This is a genomic window from Caryophanon latum (assembly GCF_001700325.1).
GTDB lineage: Bacteria > Bacillota > Bacilli > Bacillales_A > Planococcaceae > Caryophanon > Caryophanon latum.
This window is the reverse complement of sequence record NZ_MATO01000031.1, coordinates 86,613-105,965: the sequence shown is the minus strand read 5'-3', so window position 1 is coordinate 105,965 and position 19,353 is coordinate 86,613. Positions and strand designations below refer to the sequence as shown.

16 protein-coding genes are annotated in these 19,353 nt (G+C 46.9%); all 16 read right to left on the bottom strand.

All coding sequences use genetic code 11. The features are described from left to right. Positions 1-94: 94 nt before the first annotated feature. The 16 genes from A6K76_RS07955 to A6K76_RS07875 all read right to left on the bottom strand — a co-directional run bounded on the left by A6K76_RS07955 (position 95) and on the right by A6K76_RS07875 (position 19,164). Positions 95-1,246: a tetratricopeptide repeat protein gene (locus A6K76_RS07955; RefSeq protein ID WP_066463835.1), complete on the bottom strand. Its 1,152-nt coding sequence runs from the start codon at positions 1,244-1,246 to the stop codon at positions 95-97. Between the two features lie 139 nt (positions 1,247-1,385). Then, on the bottom strand, positions 1,386-2,378 hold the full coding sequence (locus tag A6K76_RS07950; protein ID WP_066463833.1) for a PP2C family serine/threonine-protein phosphatase: 993 nt from the start codon (positions 2,376-2,378) through the stop codon (positions 1,386-1,388). Between the two features lie 27 nt (positions 2,379-2,405). After that, positions 2,406-3,080, bottom strand: coding sequence for a vWA domain-containing protein (locus A6K76_RS07945; RefSeq protein WP_211271750.1), 675 nt, complete (start codon positions 3,078-3,080; stop codon positions 2,406-2,408). A gap of 15 nt (positions 3,081-3,095) precedes the next feature. Then, positions 3,096-5,234: a protein kinase domain-containing protein gene (locus A6K76_RS07940; protein ID WP_066463831.1), complete on the bottom strand. Its 2,139-nt coding sequence runs from the start codon at positions 5,232-5,234 to the stop codon at positions 3,096-3,098. 27 nt (positions 5,235-5,261) lie between these two features. Beyond that, complete coding sequence (locus A6K76_RS07935; protein WP_066463829.1) at positions 5,262-6,500, bottom strand: J domain-containing protein; 1,239 nt, start codon at positions 6,498-6,500, stop codon at positions 5,262-5,264. 21 nt (positions 6,501-6,521) lie between these two features. Then, positions 6,522-8,267, bottom strand: a complete 1,746-nt coding sequence (locus A6K76_RS07930) for an Hsp70 family protein (protein WP_066463827.1) — start codon at positions 8,265-8,267, stop codon at positions 6,522-6,524. A gap of 13 nt (positions 8,268-8,280) precedes the next feature. After that, positions 8,281-9,381 carry a nucleotide exchange factor GrpE gene (gene grpE / locus A6K76_RS07925; protein ID WP_066463825.1) on the bottom strand — a complete coding sequence of 367 codons (1,101 nt, stop codon included), beginning with the start codon at positions 9,379-9,381 and terminating at the stop codon, positions 8,281-8,283. A 610-nt stretch (positions 9,382-9,991) separates the two neighbouring features. Continuing rightward, positions 9,992-10,627 carry a 3-oxoacid CoA-transferase subunit B gene (locus tag A6K76_RS07915; protein ID WP_066463822.1) on the bottom strand — a complete coding sequence of 212 codons (636 nt, stop codon included), beginning with the start codon at positions 10,625-10,627 and terminating at the stop codon, positions 9,992-9,994. Positions 10,628-10,630: 3 nt separating this feature from the next. Beyond that, entirely contained in the window at positions 10,631-11,326 is a 696-nt protein-coding gene (locus A6K76_RS07910; RefSeq protein ID WP_066463821.1) for a CoA transferase subunit A, read from the bottom strand. Positions 11,327-11,341: 15 nt separating this feature from the next. Next, positions 11,342-12,880 (bottom strand): acyl-CoA carboxylase subunit beta, encoded by a 1,539-nt coding sequence (locus A6K76_RS07905; protein ID WP_066463819.1) that lies wholly within the window; start codon positions 12,878-12,880, stop codon positions 11,342-11,344. A 110-nt stretch (positions 12,881-12,990) separates the two neighbouring features. Continuing rightward, a complete protein-coding gene (locus A6K76_RS07900; RefSeq protein ID WP_066463817.1) occupies positions 12,991-13,758 on the bottom strand; it encodes an enoyl-CoA hydratase in 768 nt (255 codons plus the stop codon). After that, a complete protein-coding gene (locus A6K76_RS07895; RefSeq protein WP_066463815.1) occupies positions 13,755-14,657 on the bottom strand; it encodes a hydroxymethylglutaryl-CoA lyase in 903 nt (300 codons plus the stop codon). The genes A6K76_RS07900 and A6K76_RS07895 overlap by 4 nt, the downstream gene beginning before the upstream one ends. 10 nt (positions 14,658-14,667) lie before the next feature. Continuing rightward, the gene (locus A6K76_RS07890) at positions 14,668-14,880 is read right to left on the bottom strand and encodes an acetyl-CoA carboxylase biotin carboxyl carrier protein subunit (RefSeq protein WP_066463813.1); all 213 of its coding nucleotides are present in this window, start codon (positions 14,878-14,880) and stop codon (positions 14,668-14,670) included. 116 nt (positions 14,881-14,996) lie between these two features. Beyond that, positions 14,997-16,349, bottom strand: coding sequence for an acetyl-CoA carboxylase biotin carboxylase subunit (locus A6K76_RS07885; protein WP_066463808.1), 1,353 nt, complete (start codon positions 16,347-16,349; stop codon positions 14,997-14,999). Between the two features lie 12 nt (positions 16,350-16,361). Next, positions 16,362-17,990, bottom strand: coding sequence for an AMP-binding protein (locus A6K76_RS07880; protein WP_066463803.1), 1,629 nt, complete (start codon positions 17,988-17,990; stop codon positions 16,362-16,364). 31 nt (positions 17,991-18,021) lie between these two features. Further along, positions 18,022-19,164 carry an acyl-CoA dehydrogenase family protein gene (locus A6K76_RS07875; protein WP_066463884.1) on the bottom strand — a complete coding sequence of 381 codons (1,143 nt, stop codon included), beginning with the start codon at positions 19,162-19,164 and terminating at the stop codon, positions 18,022-18,024. Positions 19,165-19,353: the final 189 nt, after the last annotated feature.

Sequence of the window (19,353 nt, the reverse complement as noted above, 5' to 3'; positions counted from 1 at the left end):
TCCGCTTACAAGCATGTTGATATGCCAGTTAATTAAAGGAGCGTATTGCGGCTCGCTCACATTGTAAATTCCAATCACCCTATATATAGTCCGCTTATAAAATCTCTTCTACAATCGAGAACCATTTGTCCATGCCGTCAACGATTGTTGGGTACTGACGCTTCATGCGCTGAATGCTCGTCTTTAGCATATACGGATCATGCTCAGCTGCTTGCCAAATGCGGTCGTTTACCTCATCCGTTTCCGATTCGGCATCTTCAATCTCATCGTAGTAATAATATAAATACGCACGGTAACGCAGCGGACCGAAAATATCTTCGTCTTTTGCGAGCAGCTCGATTTCTTCTTCGATTTTTAATTTACGTTCAATGTTGTCATACAGCTCGTTCACATCGTCGTCATGCGGTGTGATTTGCTTTAATGTGCGTATAATCGTCAAGGCAGGCTTGTAATAACTCTCCCTCGCAAGCTCTAATGAAAAGTTGTACAGCACTTCAACCGCATCATTTCGTTGCTCGTCACCTTGTGCGGCAAACTTTTCGACGTACTTGAACGCAATTTGCATTTCAAACGAGGAAGACATAAGAATCGCGATTTCCACAAGCTTTTTAATGTACAGCATCTTTCCTTTGCCTTCGATGTACGGCTTGTTGAGCGCTTTTTCGACGAGCTGCCATGCACTGTCGTAATCGTCTAAGCGCATGTACACGTTCGCTAGTCGATTGACGTATTGGAAATCTTTCGGCGCCACTAAAATCGCCTGCTTGTAAAGACGAATCGCCTTTTGCATATCCTCTAAATCTTCATACAGCATCGCTAAGTTCATGTAATATACCGGCTCGTCGTCGTTTAGCGCAATCGCACGCTCAAACGACTGAATCGCACGCGTATACTCGCCAATCGCATCAAGCGCAATGCCGTTATAGTTATGAATGACGTCATCTTGTGGGAAGTATTCGAGCAGCTGCTGATACAGCACATGTGCTTTGTCGTACTGCTTGTCTTTTCGCACGCGGCTTGCTTCGTTACGTAACGTCTCAATTTTCGGTCCGTACATCACTTCAATGTCATGCGCGTACTTCTTTTTCACATCGGTTAATGTTGCATACGCTTGTTGCACGAGCTGAAATATGTCTGAGTTTGCATCCTGTGCGTGCTTTCTTACTTTTTTCGTATACGCATCTTTAATGACTTGCATATCGCTCGTAAGCTCAATGCCTAATAGTTCGTAATAATTGTTCGCCATAACTACTCCTTTTTCTCCGCACTTTGTACAATATCAAGCGTGTTACGTTGCCTCATTTTAATAGATCAACATGCCTAAAAATAAACGAAAGCTTACTCCACGTCACGCTGCCATAGCGATTCAGGAAGTAAGCCTGTTACTATTTAGCGATATAGTAGCCGTCACGTTGCGTAATGAGACCGCTTTGCATTAAAATCGTCATTCGCTTCTTTGTGTGTTTCCGTTTGAGCCGAATCTCCTTTGCAACTTCGTCTAACGTTTTCGGTTGCGCTAAAAATCGTAAAATCGCATCGTATCGCAGCACTTTTTTCTTCAGCGTGCGTGAATCTTTCGTCGGTAGCTGTAGCACGCGGTATTTCTCCGTCATGTTCAGCGCCGTATATTTTTGCACCATGTTTTGCTGATTCGTAATAATGGCGATGCTACAATCGTCGAGCGTTTTCGCCGCAATGACGTGATCGAAGCTATACGAAACGATATCGAGCATATTTTGCTTCGTCAATAGTGCCGTCCAGTCAATTAAGCGTTTCACAACCGGCGCAAGTCGCTGCTGACTTTTTTCGTAAAAGCTTTCTGCCGTCCCATCAGACATGAGCACAAATGCGCTAATGCTCGCTTTTAACGTACCTTTAATTAAATTCATATTTTCAATGAGGCGCGAAGATGTCACAAACACTGTAGAATTTGAAAACTCTCCGTTTGACGGCTTAGAAGCGACATGTAGCTGCTCGTCCTTCACATAGCCAATCACCCCGTCGCCAACGTGCAGCAAGAAAAACGTGTCGTCTTTAATCGCCGCAACGAGCAACGTACTCGCTAGCTCCTTTAAGTCGCACTCTAGCACTTGCTGCTCGTCCTTTAGCGCCTCGATAATCGTTTGCTGTAGCTGTTGCTTCACGATGACACCATCTTGCTCTGCGACTAACGCATCAAACTGCTCCGCAATGTAGCTGCTCACCGCATCAATTGTTGCTTGTGCGCCAATATGTGAATATTTCGCCGAGCCTGCTCCGTCTGCTAACGCAATCACCGATACGCCGTGTTTATGTACTGCTACCGTTTTATCTTGACACGGAATGTCCTCTGCCACATGCCCGCGTCCTCGCACGGCATAATGTACCGTTTTCCACATATAGTTCACCCCTCTTATGAGCCGTTGTTATAACTCTCCCCAACCGCCAATACCTTCTACATCTAGCGGAACTTTTTCACCTGGTGTTGACTGCGACGTGCGCGATACACTTTGGCTTAACCATTTGAAAAACTCTTTAAACTTTAACCCTTGTAACTTTAGTGGCACGCGTGTTGGTGAGAAGCGCTGTAGCACTGCCATGTCCGCCTCTGCACCGATGCCAATTGGAAACACCGTTAGCTTTTTGCCATCAACTAAGCTCACTGTACGATTCACAGAGCGATCTAACTCGTTCGCATCGCCATTTGGTGCACCGTCTGTCATGAGCACAAGCCATGGCTGATAGTAATCGACACCTTTAGCGCGGTATTCCTTTTTGCGTTGCTCAAATAAATCAAGCGCTAAATTGACCGCCTCGCCCATCGGTGTATAACCGTGTGCCATTAATTGCGGCACAGATTTTACGCGCTCTAAGCTACCGAAATCTTGAATGCACTCGACGCCGTTTCCGAACGTCACGACGCTAATTTCAGCTGAATAGAGTGCGATTTCATCTTGCATAACCGCATCGTAAAACATTTTAATGCCTTCATTTAACTCATGAATAGGCGCTCCTTGCATCGACGAGCTCGTATCGACACATAAGCATACCGAGATACGCGGTGTCGGGTTGTTTACTAAATCTTCTTCACGAATGTTCATGTTCATTTCCACCTTTTAAAATCGACTTTTTAAGTACTCTACAATTGACGTAATGCGCGGACGCGGCTGCTCAGGGGGCGGTGTAGATTGCTGCACCGGTTGAACTGGCGGCGTTTGCGGACCTTGCTGCTTGCATGTGCTACAACGCCTCGGTAGCTCGAAGCCTTTGCTTTTGTAAAACTCATAATCTTTTTGGTAAAACGGAAACGGCTTATAGCAATACTGACACGTAATCATCGAATGTACTTTTTGCAGCTCCTGATGACACGGCGGACACGTTTCAAAGCGCGGTGCTTTTTTGACGTACTTGACGTAATTCGTATACGTCAGCTCATTTTTACAACGTTTGCACGCATATTTATCCCCATCATTTAAGCATGGCTGGCATATGTTTTCCGTTAAGCTTTCTTCAGGCTGCTCCATTTTACACAACGTACATTTCCCATATTTCATGCTGCCGACACGTTTAAAGCGCGTCGGAAACAGCTCCTCTGACATCGGATCTTGCTTTGCGAACTTGCCCGTTTCAAGTAAATGCAAGTACTTGCTAAATTTTTGCGACCAGTCGCCGGCACGTAAACGCTTCGCTGGCACGCTATATTCCTCACCTTTACGGAAGCTCTTATAAAAGCTTTCTTTAATATCATATGGCAAGTGACTCCAACTAAAACGCCACGGTCCGTCCGGTGTTTTTTTGTTTGAGTTGTCGCCAAACGGATATGAAAAGTCCATGTTAATGATGTTCTCGACTGGGCTTTCACCGCCTTGCTGTGAGTACGGAGGCTTCCCTGGCAGCATGAGCATAAATAACAGCGTCGCAACCGCAAAGTTTTCGTGCTCAAACGTGCGTAAAAAGTCAGAAAATCGCTTACGCTGAATTTCCGGCGCCGTGAAATTGACCGTTCCAACCGGGCAAGGGAACTCCTCAATTTGGTAGCTATCGGTATCAACGAAATACACTTCCTTTGGCGACACGACTAAAATGTTGCTCGGGTTAATGTCGCCTAAAATGATATTTCGCTGATGTAAATATTGAATTTTATCTAAGATCGTGAGTGTTAACTGCACCGTGTCTTTCTTTTTCCAATCGGGGAAATGCTTTAAAAAGAGCGGCTTAATGAAAATCGTTTTTTGCAGCTCTTTTCCTTTCGCTTCTGGCATTAAAAAGCCGACAAATTCGTTCTTCGCATTAAACAGCATTTCAACCGGCCAGCAAACACCTTCACACTTCACTTGCTTTGACAGCATGCGCTTAATTTTTTCGTAATTGCGCAGCGTCAGCTTTTCTTTTTTATAAATTTTTGCAACGTACGGTGTCGACGTTTTATACACCGAGCCTTCCCCGCCTGTTGCGAGCTTCTCAAGCAACTGAATCGCACCTCTTGTCGTATACACTTGCTCAAACTCATCGGGAATGTGCTGTACGTTCATTAAGCTATCGCTAACGCTCGTCACCTGCTTTGCGGGCTGAAAACGCTCATTTGCCGGAATGGTTTTTTCCGCTATTTTCTGTGCTTTTTGCTCCACATCCACAAGCTTGCCATGTCGGTCAATTTTTTGTACGACAATCGTTTTTCCACGTATTGCCTGCGAGCTATTTTTTTGTAACATTTCCTTTGCTAATGCTTTGTCTTGCGTAATAAGCATGAGCTTGTACTGAAGGCGGAACTTCGAAAACACGACGTCAAATACGTTGTCTGCGAAGTTGTCGGTATCCTCTCCTCGCAAGTCAAGAACACCACGCTGCTGCATGAGCGCTAAATGCTGACATACCGCTTTTGACAGCTCTACTACTTCGCCTGTTTGACCACGCTGAATTTTTTCAAGCTCTTCAATGACGCGAATTGGAATAATGAGCTTGCTATTATGCTTTTTTAGCGCTGGCTCTAACGTATTTAAAAACGCAATCGCTTTCGGCTGCACTAAGCTGCACGTGTCGATGAAAATTTTATGCTGCTTTACGAGTCGGTCAAGCTTTTCATCAACAACGTTCGCTTTCAAATGCTCCTGTATAAGCAGCGCTACTTTCGCCTGCTGCACTTTCGTTAACTGCTTTGTATTACTTAAAAAATCAATGCCACTTGCACGTAAAATTTGTTGTACTTGCTCAATGGTTAATGCATGTGTCTTTGCGAGATCATTTAACGTTGTCAATATATACCTTCCTTCCACCGCTTGTTGCTACATCGTATTTTCTATGATGAATGAAAAAATGAGTAACACGATGATGACGATCACTAAGCAGCTAATTAGCTTTTTAATTTTAGACGCAAAGAAATACCAGATGACGCCGACGAACGCCCCAACAAAGGCATCTTGCTCGATTAAACACGCAATGACTCCGAAGACAATCGACCATAGCATACTGCCACGATTTTTTTCTGCCACGTTGTACGTGCGCGGTGCAGGCTGCTCAGGAATCGATGCGGGCTTTGGCTGTTCATATGTGCGCTGTACGACCGGCTCAGAATCGTGAACGGGCGCAATGACACGCTTTTCATCACCGTAGTAGTCAACCTCGACTTGAAACATATTGCGACCGTTCGTCGTCCAACTGCGCGCAAATTCATATTCATTATCGTTTAAACGCTCAACTAATAGCGTGAAATATTTAAAGGCGTAATGGTCGTTGTACAGCTCTGCGCCGTTGTCAACTAAGCGCTGAAGTAAGCTCAGCTTTTGTCCACTGTCGATGATGTGCTCAAATGTTTGCTCCACTTGTTGAACGAGCGCATCTTTATCGTTGTTCATGCCCCAAAACAGCGCCTCAATGAAAATGACGATGTTTTGCATGCGCGGCTCAAGCGTACGCAGCGCTTTTTGAAATAGTTCGTCTACTTTTCGCCGCTCGTTGTTGCGGTAATAAAGCGTCACTAAATTCAATATGCGTTCATTGTCTAATGGCTGTTTATTGTGCTGCTGCTCCGCGTAATAAATCGCTTTTTCGTAGTTTGCTTGTCGGCTGTAGTAATACATCAGCTGCTCTTGTGTGCGGTCGCTTTGTCCGTGCAGCTGCGCAAGTTTTTGTGCATATTTTGTTTCAGCCGTCGCATCTTCTAGCTCATTAGCGATATGCATCGCACAAAGCAACACGTATTCATCCTCACTGAAGCCATTTAGCATGAGCTGCTGCTGTATTTTTTTCGCCTCATAAAACGAGTCCTCATTCATATATTGCTCGAGCAGTGCGATGTTTTGTTTATACGCACCACCACTGCTCGTTTCTTTTATATATTGCACTCGCTTTTTTTCATCCATCAACGTTTTATACGCCTCGGTAATGAGCTGAAACTCTTCTGGAAACTTCTCGTTTGAATATTGGCGTAGCATTTTATTATATGCCACGCGAATATCACGCTCTGTTGTTTGTTCATCGATACCTAGTAGCTCAAAATAGTTGCTATTTTTATTTAATAACACGTCGTTCAATCCTTTTCCAAACTATACAAGTTGAATTAACAAGTCAGATAACTGCGCTTCATACTGCTTCACTTGTTGTGCGTTATTGTCTGCTAACGCTTGCTTTAAGCCGTTCACTAAGCTCGCTACACGCGCTTGCTGCTCCGGTAATAAATCTGGTAAAATGCGCTCTGCTCGCGTTAGCACACCTTTTACTTCGGCATATAAGTTCGATGCTTCCCAGTTTTGCTCGACGCGACGTGTTGCCTCTGCAATTTCTTGCTCCGACATCACCCCTGTTTGCGTATTCACCGATGAGCTAAATTTGCGCCCTGTCGATACGATTGTCGCTTCGACGTGTAACATCCCGTTAATGTCGTATGAGAACGTTACATCGACCGCTTCTTCTCCTTCAGGTGATGCTGGAATGCCTTTTACAACCATATCGTCCTTCGTTACACGTAGCTCTGGCTTCACGTGCTCACTCACACCGTCACCTTGATAAATACCTAAGTCCATTTGCGTTTGATTCTCACGAATTGTGTAGTAACGCTCTGTGTTCGAATATGGAATTGGCGAGTTCGCCGGAATAATTTCTGAGAAGAAGTCGTAAATGCGCTGTCCACCAATTTCGCGCATCGTATCAATCCCTAATGAATACGGACATACGTCAACAACCATTAAGCCGTCATCGTTGCTAATTTCGCCGCTTTTAATGCCACCTTGAATTGCTGCGCCAAGTGCAACCGCTTCGTCTGGGTTAATATCTGTGCGCGCCGGCTTGCCTAACAGCTGCTCAATTTTTTGCTGCACGTACGGTACGCGCGTCGAGCCACCAACGAGCAGCACGTCTGAAATGTCGCTCATTTGTAAATTTGCTTCTTCTAATGCACGTCTTACATGCTTTAACGATTTGTCGACAAGCGGCTGAATTAAACTATTGAACTCCTCGCGTGTAATACTCTCGCTCACTGAAACTGGCATGCCGTTTTTCATCGTAATGAACGGTAAGCTAAACTGCGCTGTCGTATTCGATGACAGCGTAATTTTTACGTTTTCTGCCTCCGTTTTAATGCGCGCATAACGTTGGTCGCGCTCCATTTGCGAGCCGCTATGTAACAGGTCAATGCCCTCTTTTTGCTTCACGCACTCATTTAACCATTCCACTAGCACGTTATCAAAGTCCATGCCGCCGAGCTTGTTATCACCTGTACTCGCCTTTACTTGCACGATGCCGTTAAACAGATCGACAATCGATACGTCAAACGTACCACCACCGAGGTCATACACTAAAATGTTCGCTTCGCTGTTCATATTGTTAATGCCAAACGCAATTGCAGCAGCAGTCGGCTCGTTAATAACACGCTCGACCTTTAAGCCGGCTAAACGCCCTGCAATTTGCGTCGCCTTACGCTGTGCATCCGAAAAGTAGGCAGGCACCGTAATAATTGCTTCAGCTACTGAATACCCAAGCGCTGATTCAGCCGATTCCTTTAAATATTTTAAGTAGTATGATGAAATTTCTTCCGGTGTAAATTCGCGACCGCTGACAACGACTTTCTCACCAGAACCCATTAAGCGCTTTACTTCTAATACCGTTTCGTTCGGTGAGCCTGGATATGCATTTTTTGCGACGCGTCCGATTTGAATTTCGCCGTGCGGATTAATGCTGAAAATCGAAGGCGTTGTGCGATGCCCGTCTTTGTTGGCGATAATTTCTGCCACGCCATTTTTTAAATACGCTACCGCTGAGTTTGTTGTTCCTAAGTCAATCCCGATAATTGTCATATTGATTCCTCCACTAATAAACTGTAATTACTTTTGCTTCGCGCATTACTTTTTCCGTTGAACGATACATAAAGCCACGCTGTACTTGCTGATACACCTCAAACTTTTGCAAGTCCGGCACTTGATTTTGCGGAATCGTCCCAATACTAATCATATATTTGCCGTCTAGCAGCATATTTTTTACGTTAATTTGCGCTAAGTCATAATGCTCAATCGTGTCAAGTAAGCTCGTACACACTTCATCTAACATATCTGCCCACATGCTGCCGTGTGTCGCATTTTGCTTCGACGACATCACCATTAAATCAAGCGCATCGAGCACGCTTACATACAAACGCACCATATCGTCAAATCCGCGCTGCAACATTTCCTGCTCGCGCGACGTATCCCATCGGAAATCTTCGTATTCAACTTGTGCAATTTCTTGGAACATGCGCGTAAAAATAACAACATCCTCTACATGAATGACCTCTGATTTTAATCGCTGCACGAGCGACACATAAAGCTCTTCGTATTCCGCGCTCGCATATTGCGAAATGAACGCATTTAACGGCTCTAAATGCTCAATTTCCTCACCAAACGTTTGCTTAAAACTATCGGCTAACGTAACCGCTTCATCCGCTTGCTCAAATAAGAAATCAATTTCTGGTGTCATCTTTCGAATGTTATCCATGCTTTGCTTAAATGATGCATGCCATTGCGGCGCCCCTTCTACATGACTGTTCGCCTCTAAATTTTTCAAAATATTTTGAATACAAAAAACAAACTGACGGCATATAATGTAACTACAACGATGATATATTTTCGCCACCGATTCGACTACGTTCGGAAAAGCTACTGGTAATTCAACTGCCTGCTCCATCATTGGCGCTTCTACTTCTAAAACCGCCTCTTCCTCTACATGTAGCTGCTGTTGTTCGCTTACTTGCGCTTCTACATGTAGCGATTGCACTTGAATCGGTTCTTCGACATCGACAATTGGTTGCGCTATAGCATCTTCGCTTTCGTCGTGTGTTGCTTGTTGCGGCACGTCTGCATCTTCTACTGTGTCAGCTTGTAATAACGCCACCTCTTCATGCTCCTGTGCTGCTGTAATTTCCTTTTGCTCAATCATACAGGGCTGTTTGCTCATAGTGCATTGCTCGCTTTTTAGCAATGCGCAATTTCCTTCATTCGTCAATCTCTCCCCATCTCCCTCTCAAACAATTTTCTGTTACGGATTTTTTCGATAATAGACCTAAAAATATAAAATGACGACATAGCTTACATTTAATTAGTTCTACGTACCTAAAAAATAAATATACATTTTCTTGTATTCTATCATTTATTTCCAAAATTCGAAACATATTTATACAATCCTGTAGCAAGTTTCTTATCTTTTCACAAAATTCACGGTTCATCACCACAAGCTGAAGTTGACGGATAAAGATTGCTTGAAACAAGAGGCGGACTCCTGCGGGAAAAGAGACTACAGGCTCAAGGAAGGCAGTAAGCGCCACGTCCATGTGGCATTGCCTTCAGAAATAAGATCGTGTTAGCCCCCATGCCCGCGGAAAACATGCCTCGGCGTGAAAAGCAACTCAACATTATGGTGAAGAGCCTTAAAAAAGCTGACGCGTAAAAAATGTTTTGCCAACTATTTTTCATGATGCGCTCGACGTTGCGAAAGCTCAAAGCGCATAAAAAAAGTGCTAGCAGGAACTCACCCGCCAACACTTTTTTCATTACACATTTACTTTTTCGATAAACGCCGCTTCTGTGTTCGCGCGCACGTCCTCGATCGTATGCCCATTTAGCACTTCAATGAGTACCATACCTTCGTCGGTAAAGTCAAACACTGCCATATCGGTAATGAGACGATCGACAACGCCTTGACCAGTAAGCGGCAGCGTGCACGTTTGTTTCACTTTCGATTCACCGTGCTTGCTCACATGCTCCATAATGACAACGACCTTTTTCGCACCGTGCACTAAGTCCATCGCACCGCCCATGCCCTTCACCATTTTACCTGGAATCATCCAGTTCGCAAGGTCGCCTGTTTCCGACACTTCCATACCGCCTAAAATGGCTAAGTCGATATGCCCGCCGCGAATCATCGCAAAACTTGTCGCACTGTCAAAAAACGAAGCGCCGCGTGCAGCCGTTACCGTTTCTTTCCCTGCATTAATTAAATCCGCATCTACCTCATCATTCGTCGGGTATGGTCCGATGCCAAGAAGCCCATTTTCCGATTGCAGCATAACGTCCATGTCGCTCGGAATCGCATCGGCAATAAGTGTTGGCATGCCGATTCCTAAATTGACGTACATACCGTCACTCACTTCCTGTACGGCGCGGGCGATAATTGTTTGTCGTGACATGTGCTACCCCTCCCTCACTGTTAAGCGTTCGATTGCTTTGTCTGTATGCGTTGTGACGATGACGCGCTGTACGTACACACTCGGCACGTGAATCGCATCTGGGTCGAGCTCGCCGACTTCGACAAGCTCCTCGACTTCCGCAATCGTAATGCGCCCAGCTGTTGCCGCGAGCGGATTAAAGTTGCGCGCTGTTTTGCGAAACAATAAGTTGCCAGCGCGGTCTGCCTTCCAAGCTTTTACGAGCGCAAAGTCACCAGTAATGGCGCGCTCTTGAATGTACGTTTTGCCGTCAAACTCCGCAGTTGGCTTTCCGTCTGCGATTGGTGTGCCGACGCCCGTTGCTGTGTAAAAGGCCGGAATGCCTGCCCCGCCTGCTCGAATGCGCTCGGCTAATGTGCCTTGTGGAACGAGCTCGACGTCAATTTCGCCGCTTAAAAATTGCTGCTCGAACAATTTGTTTTCACCGACGTATGACGCTTGCACTTTTTGCACTTGCTTGTTGCGTAGCAGTAGCCCAAGCCCTGCATCGTCCACGCCGCAGTTGTTGCTGACAACGTGTAGTCCTTTGACGCCCTTTTGCTCGATTGCTTCAATGAGCATGCTCGGAATGCCGCTTAAGCCGAAGCCGCCAACGATCAGCGTTGCCCCGTCTACAATGTCTGCAATTGCTTCATCAACTGTTTGTACTACTTTATCCATGCTACTCGTCCCCCTTTACACTGGTCGTACGCCGCGTTTACGCTCTGTAAATGTCAGCTCTTTATTTTTGTACACTTCTAAACGGTTCTCGAGCGCTTGACGCAAATCGTTTGGCTCGATGACGTCATCAATAATAAGCTCTGACGCTAAACGGTACACGTCGATTTCTTCGCGATACTCGTCGCGTTTTTCCTCGATGAACGCCGCTTGCTCCTCTTTTGGCAGCTCGGCAATTTTGTTTGCGTACACCGCGTTCACTGCTGCTTCTGGACCCATTACCGCAATTTGCGCGCGTGTTAATGCGATGCATACGTCTGGCTCAAACGCTGGACCTGCCATCGCGTACAATCCTGCGCCGTAAGCTTTACGCACGATAACCGTAATTTTTGGCACCGTCGCCTCGCTCATCGCAAAAATCATTTTCGCACCGTGACGAATGATGCCGACGCGCTCTACTTGTGTACCGATCATAAAGCCTGGTACGTCCGCTAAGAAAATGAGTGGAATGTGGAACGCATCACAAAGCGAGATGAACTTCGCCGCTTTGTCTGCCGAATCGTGGAATAGTACGCCACCTTTAACGCGCGGCTGGTTCGCGACGATGCCGACTGCTTGCCCGTTAATGCGTGCAAAGCCGGTAATAAGCTCTGCGGCAAATAGCTTCTTCACCTCGCACCAAGAGCCTTCGTCAATAATGCGATTGATTAAATCGTGCATGTTGAACGGGCTGTTTTGGTTTTGTGGAATGAGCTCATCGATTGTTTTTTCGAACGATGCCGGTAATTTTGGCTCGGCAAGCGCTGGCTTTTCTTTATAATTGTCTGGGAAGTAGCTTAAATATTGACGCGCGTACGCAATTGCTTCTTCCTCTGTTTTCGCAAGCACATCACCGCAGCCCGAAACGCTACAATGCATTTTTGCCCCGCCCATTTCCTCTAGCGTCACCTTCTCACCGATGACCATTTCCGCCATGCGCGGTGAGCCAAGGTACATCGACGCGTTGCCTTCTACCATAACGACCGCATCACAAAACGCTGGAATGTATGCACCTCCTGCAGCTGATGGACCGAACAATAAACAAAGCTGCGGAATGCGACCAGACAATTTCACTTGGTTGTAGAAAATGCGCCCTGCACCGCGGCGACCTGGGAACATTTCAAGCTGATCAGTAATGCGTGCGCCTGCTGAATCGACTAAATATAGAAGCGGTGCGCTTAGCTTTTCTGCTGTTTCTTGAATGCGAATAATTTTTTCAACGGTGCGTTTTCCCCAAGAGCCCGCCTTTACCGTCGAGTCGTTCGCCATGACGCATACGGTGCGCCCGTGAATTTTGCCAATGCCTGTTACGACACCGTCTGCTGGTAAGTCACCTGCTAGCACGTTTGCGAATGCGCCGTCCTCCGTTAACACGCCGTCGTCAAACAATAATGCGAGTCGCTCGCGCACAAATAGCTTCCCTTGCTCGCTATTTTTTTCGTGGTATTTCGGGGCACCGCCTGCTAAAATCGATTGTTTGTATGAAACATATTGGTCATTCGTTACAACTTGTGTCATGTGCTCCATCTCCTTTATAAGTATGTATTTTCATTCAATCTCGGGCGTAACTTGAGCCTCGTCGTTAATGGCGAGTCTCAAGTTTCACACAATCCGTAAAGCTTCCACTATTATTTCCCTATATATTGCGGCTTGCGCTTTTCAGCAAATGCCGCGAGCCCTTCTAGTCGATCGGCTGAGTGGAACAGTCGACCGTATGCGAGGCGCTCAATCGTTAAGCCCGTATGCAAATCAACTTGCATCCCTTCATGAATCGCCACTTTTGCCTGCTGTAATGATAGCGGGGCGTTGCTTGCCATTTCTGCGGCGAGCTCGCTTGCTTTTACTAGCAGTTGCTCTGGTGGCACGACGTATTCGACAATGCCGTATGTGAGCGCTTCATCTGCCGTTAAACGACGCGCTGTGTAAATGAGCTCCTTCGCGCGACCGATGCCAATGAGTCTTGGCAGTCGCTGCGTTCCACCTGCCCCTGGAATAATGCCGAGTGCTGCTTCCGTTAAGCCCATTTTCGCGCTGCTGCTCGCAATGCGAATGTCGCAAGCAAGGGCAAGCTCTAAGCCACCGCCAAACGCCGCACCGTTCATCGCCGCAATGACAGGCTGGCTCATCGCCTCGCATGCATTGACGACGTCGCCAATTAACGCAATTGCTTGGCGCGCCTCGACATCGCTCATTCCTTTACGTTCCTTTAAGTCCGCACCTGCACAAAACTGATTACCTGCACCTGTGACGATGACAACGCGCACGTCATTGTCGTAGCTCAGCGTATAAAACGCATTGTGTAGCTGCTGTAGCAGTGCAAGCGATAGCGAGTTCGCCGCATCAGGACGATTTAACGTCACCGTTGCAACATGTGCTTCCTTCGTTACCGTAATCATGCTTGCTCCCCCTTTGCAACGGCGGCGAGCTTCGAGTTAAGCGGCTTTTGTAGTAGCTGCTCCATTGATAGCGCCGCCTGCTGCACTTTGTGTAAATCGACACCTGTTTCAATGCCCATTCCATGCAATAAATAAAGTAAGTCCTCGGTTGCGACGTTGCCTGATGCTCCTTTTGCATACGGGCAGCCGCCTAAGCCACCGATTGAACTATCAAACTTCGTAATGCCGTGACGCAAGCTTTCGACGACGTTCGCAAGCGCTGTGCCACGCGTGTCGTGAAAGTGCATCGCTAAGCTATCGCGGTCAAAATGCTGCGTTAAATGGTGAAGCAGCGCATCAACCTCTGTTGGTACACCGACGCCGATCGTGTCACCGAGCGAAATTTCACTCACGCCTAGCTCAAACAATTTGTCGGCTACTGCGCGCACTTGCTCTGGCTTCGTCGGTCCGTCAATCGGGCACGCAATGACGGTCGAAATGTAGCCTCGCACCGTCTTGCCTGCTCGTAACGCTTCTTCAATGACTGGGCGCAGCACCGGAAACGTCTCCGCGATTGATTTATTAATGTTTGATCGGTTATGCCCTTCGCTTGCAGACATGAAAACGCTCACTTCATCGACGCCGACTGCTAGCGCACGTTCTAGCCCTTGCATGTTTGGCACGAGCGCTGCGTACGTCACATCGTTTTCGCGCTTAATTTGTGCGAGCACGTCCGCCGCATCGGCAAGCTGTGGAATCCATTTCGGGTTTACAAAGCTCGACACTTCGATGTAGCGTAAGCCCGTGTCACTTAAGCGATCGATCAGTCGTACTTTATCGGCTGTTTTAATAAATGCTGCCTCGTTTTGTAAACCGTCGCGCGGCCCGACTTCTTTAATTTGAACATGCGTTGGATACATGGCGCTCACCTTATGCTAATTCCACTAAATCGTCGTCTACGTTAATGAAGTCGCCTTCTGCTGCGATGACGCGCGTTACTGTGCCGGCTTCTTCTGCTGCAATTGGAATTTCCATTTTCATTGATTCTAAAATGACAACGTCCTCGCCTGCTTCTACATGTTGCCCTTCTGCTACTAACACTTTCCACACTGTACCTGCCATTGATGCTTTTATGATTGTCATATAAATTCCTCCTCGGGTTGTTTTATTTAACTGCCTATTTCGCTTTGGTGGACGCTTTCCGCAGGCGCATTTTTCCTGCTGGAGTCGCCACCATCGCTTCATAGACTTGAGCTATCTCATTTCGCCACTGCTGGTAAGTAATGCTCCTCGACGAATTTCGTTGTCGTCACGCCCGATTTGAAAACGTCGTGCGTAATGACATCGAGCAGCATCGGGATATTCGTTTGAATGCCGCGCACCGTATAGTTACGTAGCGCTTGTTCTAATCGTGCTAACGCTTCGTCGCGTGTTGCACCTGTTGCGATGAGCTTGGCGATCATTGGGTCGTAAAACGGTGTGACGTCACTGCCGCTTTCGATCGACACTTCATGACGAATGCCGTCGCCTTCAGGTAAAACGAGCTCCTCGACATGCCCTGGTGATGGGAAAAACGTCACCGGATGCTCAGCGTAAATGCGCACTTCAATCGCATGTCCACGCTTTTTAATATCGTCGCGCGTAAACGTTAACGGCTCGTCATTTGCGATGCGCAGCTGCCACTCGACTAAATCAAGCCCTGTAATTTCCTCTGTAACGGGATGCTCCACTTGCAAGCGCGTATTCATTTCTAAAAAGTAGAAGTTTTCATCGCGGTCGACTAAAAATTCAATCGTGCCTGCGTTCGTGTAGTCAATCGCCTGTGCAGCGGCTACTGCGGCATCGAGCATTTTTTGTCGCGTCGCCTCTGAAATGAACGGAGACGGTGCTTCCTCGACAACTTTTTGGTTGCGGCGCTGCACGGAGCATTCGCGTTCATATACTGGTACGACATGCCCGTGCTGATCGGCTAAAATTTGTACTTCAACGTGATGCGGCTCGGCGATAAATTTTTCAATAAACATCGTGCCGTCACCGAAAAAGCTTTGCGCGCGCTTTTGGTTACCTTCAAACGCTTTATACAGCTCCGCGTCGCTATTTACAAGCTGCATGCCGATACCGCCACCACCAGCCGACGCTTTTAACATAATCGGATAGCCGATGTCGTTTGCAATGACAACCGCTTCGTCTACATCCGCGATCGGGTCGTTTACACCTTGCACAATTGGCACACCTGCTCGCTCCATCGTTTGACGTGCTGCAAGCTTGCTGCCCATCGACGCAATGACGCTCGCCGTTGGACCGATAAACGTGAACCCTGCTTCCTCGACCGCTTTTGCAAACGCCGCGTTTTCCGACAATAAGCCGTAGCCTGGGTGAATTGCCTGTGCCCCTGTATCACGAGCCGCCTGTAAAATTGCCTCTACATTTAAATAACTTTGCGACACAGGTGCTTTGCCGATACATACCGCTTCGTCCGCATCTCGCACATGCAAGCTAAACTCATCCGCTGACGAGTACACAGCGACCGTTTGAATGCCGAGCTGCTTACACGTCCGAATAATACGACGTGCAATTTCACCTCGATTGGCAATTAACACTTTTTGAAACATTGCGACTCCCCCTTAAAACGCCATAAACTGCTCGCGTAATTTAAACTTTTGAATTTTTCCTGATGCGGTCATCGGATATTCGTCAACGAAGAAAATGTGACGCGGAATTTTATGCTTCGAAATTTTACCGTCGCAATATGCGCGAATGCTTTCTTCTGTTTCGCTCGCACCTGGCTGTAAAATGATCCATGCTGCACATTCCTCGCCGTACTTTTCATCTGGCACACCGCAAACTTGTACATCTAAAATGGACGGATGCTTATATAAAAACTCCTCGATCTCACGCGGATAAATGTTTTCCCCACCGCGAATGACCATATCTTTTAAACGACCGGTTACGCGAATGTAGCCTTCCTCATCCATCGTGCCGAGGTCGCCTGTATGTAGCCAGCCGTCTTCATCGATTGCTTCGCGCGTTGCTTCCTCGTTATTGTAATATCCTTTCATTACCGCATAGCCGCGCACTAAAATTTCACCTTGCACATTGCGCGGTAACTCGTCATTCGTCCCTGGTGCCGCGATAATGATGTCGACATGCTCATGCTTTTTGCCGACCGTTTCCGTCTTTTTATCAAACGGATCGTCCGGGCTCGTTTGCGTAATAACAGGTGACGACTCCGTTTGCCCGTAACAAATCGTAAAGTCGGTCATACCCATTACATTAATAACGCCTTTCATGAGCTCGACTGGACAGTTTGACCCTGCCATCACGCCCGTTCGCAGCGACGATAAGTCAAATTCCGAAATATTCGGTAAATTGAGTTCATTAATAAACATCGTCGGTACACCGTGCAAGCCGGTGCATTTTTCCTGCTCAACGGTGCGCAACACTTCCTCAGCGCTAAACTGTTCAATTGGCACCATCGTTCCGCCCGCCGATACGATCGTCAGCGTACCGATGACGCAGCCGAAGCAGTGGAAAAACGGAACCGGAATGCATAGACGGTCTTCCGGTGTTAAACGCATCACTTCTGCAATGTGCAGCGCGTTGTTTAAAATGTTCGCATGCGTTAACATAACGCCCTTTGGAAACCCTGTCGTACCGGACGTATATTGAATGTTAATAACGTCATCGAAATGGAGTGATTGCTTGCGCGCAACTAATTCAGCGTCACTCACCTGCTCACTTAGCGCTAAAAACGCTTCATATGAATACGTGCCTGGATACGATTTGTCGCTAATGACGACGACCGTTTTTAGCAGCGGTAGTCGCTCGCTCTCAAGCTGCCCAGGTGTTGCCGTTTTTAGCTCTGGACAAAGCTCATACAACGTGTCGATAAACGAATGCCCACGGAAGTTATCGATTAAAATGATAGCGCGTGAATCGGATTGCTTGAGTAAATATTCAAGCTCAGTTGCTCGGTAGTTCGTGTTGACCGTGACGAGCACTGCCCCACTTTTACCCGAGGCAAACTGCAAGCTCGGCCATTGCTGCACATTCGTCGTCCATACAGAAAAATGGTCGCCGCGCTCTAGCCCGATTGCTATGAGCGCTTTTGCTGCACGGTTTACATCGTCGTCAAATTGCTCGTACGTTTGGCGGAAATTGCGATCCGCGTAAACGAGCGCCTCCTTTTGTCGAAATTGAGTTACACGTGTCTCTAGCATCTGGCCAATTGTTTCATAAACTAGCTGAACCATACGTACACTTCCTCCTCATTTCGTTTTTTATTTAGCACCCTAATTGACGAGCAATAACAAGACGTTGAATTTCAGATGTACCTTCGCCGATTTCCATTAATTTAATATCGCGTAAATGACGCTCAACATCGTATTCTTCCATATAACCGTAGCCGCCGTGAATTTGAATTGCTTGGTTACATGTACGGAAGCCCATTTCTGATGCGAACAATTTCGCATATGCCGCTTCAGATTTGAATGGCTTGCCGTTATCTTTTAACCACGCCGCTTTATGCACCATATTACGCGCTAACTCAATTTCCATCGCCATGTCAGCAAGCTTAAACTGAATTGCTTGTAGCTTCGAAATCGACTTACCAAACTGCATGCGCTCCTTTGAGTACTTTAGCGCTTTTTCAAACGCCGATTGTGCAATCCCAACCGATAACGCCGCAATCGAAATACGTCCACCATCAAGCGTATTTAAAAACTGACCGAAGCCGCGCTTTTCATCACCGAGTACATTCTCTTTCGGTACGCGTACGTTATCTAACACGATTTCACATGTGTTCGATGCGCGCACACCCATTTTTTCATACTCTGAGCGAATCGTTACGCCTTGTGTGTCTGTCGGTACGATAAGCGCTGTAATGATGTTTTTACCACGCTCGTCTTGACCTGTTACCGCCGTTACGACAACTTGGCGTGCATAGCTTGCGTTCGTAATCCAGCACTTCTCACCGTTAATGACCCACTCGTCGCCTTCTAAATGCGCCTTCGTACGTGTGCCACCTGCGTCTGATCCTGCATTTGGCTCCGTTAAACCGAATGAGCCGAGCGTTTTTCCTTCGACCATTGGCACTAAAAACTCTTCCTTTTGTGCTTCTGTACCGAAGTTGTAAAACGGTGTTGCGCCAAGCGATACTGCCGCTGCGTACGATAAACCTGTACCACCGCATGCACGCCCAATTTCTTCTACTGCTAATGCGTAGGCAATTGTGCCGCCATCTGAGCCGCCATATTTTTCAGGAAACGGAATACCAAACAACCCTAGCTCTGCCATTTTGTCAAAGCTTTCTTTACGAAACGCATGTTTTTTATCAAGCTCACGTGCGTGTGGTGCAATTTCTGCCTGTGCAAATTCGCTTACCATTTGCTTAATCATTTGCTGCTCTTTCGTTAATTCAAAGTTCATGTATTTTCCTCCTTTTGTTTTGTCATCACGTTGACGTATGACATGACCGTTCGCCTCGTTCGCCTTGCTTTCGTCGAGCTCGGCGGCGAACATAATATTGGTTATGAGGCACAAGCTTTTCCCCTAGAAGTCTCGCCGACGCGCTCACTGTCACATTCGATCATCTAATGACAAACATCCTTTTGCATA